Below are 1,008 nucleotides of genomic sequence, written 5' to 3' on the forward strand. Positions count from 1 at the left end.
CATATTATATGGTTAAGTCCTCGATCTATTAGTATTCGTCAGCTCCACATGTCACCATGCTTCCACCTCGAACCTATCAACCTGATCATCTTTCAGGGATCTTACTAGCTTACGCTATGGGAAATCTCATCTTGAGGGGGGCTTCATGCTTAGATGCTTTCAGCACTTATCCCTTCCGCACATAGCTACCCAGCTATGCCCTTGGCAGAACAACTGGTACACCAGCGGTGCGTCCATCCCGGTCCTCTCGTACTAAGGACAGCTCCTCTCAAATTTCCTACGCCCACGACGGATAGGGACCGAACTGTCTCACGACGTTCTGAACCCAGCTCGCGTACCGCTTTAATGGGCGAACAGCCCAACCCTTGGGACCGACTACAGCCCCAGGATGCGATGAGCCGACATCGAGGTGCCAAACCTCCCCGTCGATGTGGACTCTTGGGGGAGATAAGCCTGTTATCCCCGGGGTAGCTTTTATCCGTTGAGCGATGGCCCTTCCATGCGGAACCACCGGATCACTAAGCCCGACTTTCGTCCCTGCTCGACTTGTAGGTCTCGCAGTCAAGCTCCCTTATGCCTTTGCACTCTACGAATGATTTCCAACCATTCTGAGGGAACCTTTGGGCGCCTCCGTTACACTTTAGGAGGCGACCGCCCCAGTCAAACTGCCCACCTGACACTGTCTCCCGGGTCGATAAGACCCGTAGGTTAGAATTTCAATACAGTCAGGGCGGTATCCCACCAGCGCCTCCACCGAAGCTAGCGCTCCGGTTTCAATGGCTCCCGCCTATCCTGTACAAACTGTACCAAAATTCAATATCAGGCTACAGTAAAGCTCCACGGGGTCTTTCCGTCCTGTCGCGGGTAACCTGCATCTTCACAGGTACTATAATTTCACCGAGTCTCTGGTTGAGACAGTGCCCAAATCGTTACACCTTTCGTGCGGGTCGGAACTTACCCGACAAGGAATTTCGCTACCTTAGGACCGTTATAGTTACGGCCGCCGTT

The 1,008-nt window shown here is 53.1% G+C and carries 1 rRNA gene; it reads right to left on the reverse strand.

What is annotated here, in order from left to right:
• Nucleotides 1–8: 8 nt before the first annotated feature.
• Nucleotides 9–1,008 (reverse strand): 23S ribosomal RNA (locus DM806_RS13865); the annotation flags it as partial.

The organism is Sphingobium lactosutens, assembly GCF_013393185.1.
GTDB lineage: Bacteria > Pseudomonadota > Alphaproteobacteria > Sphingomonadales > Sphingomonadaceae > Sphingobium > Sphingobium lactosutens_A.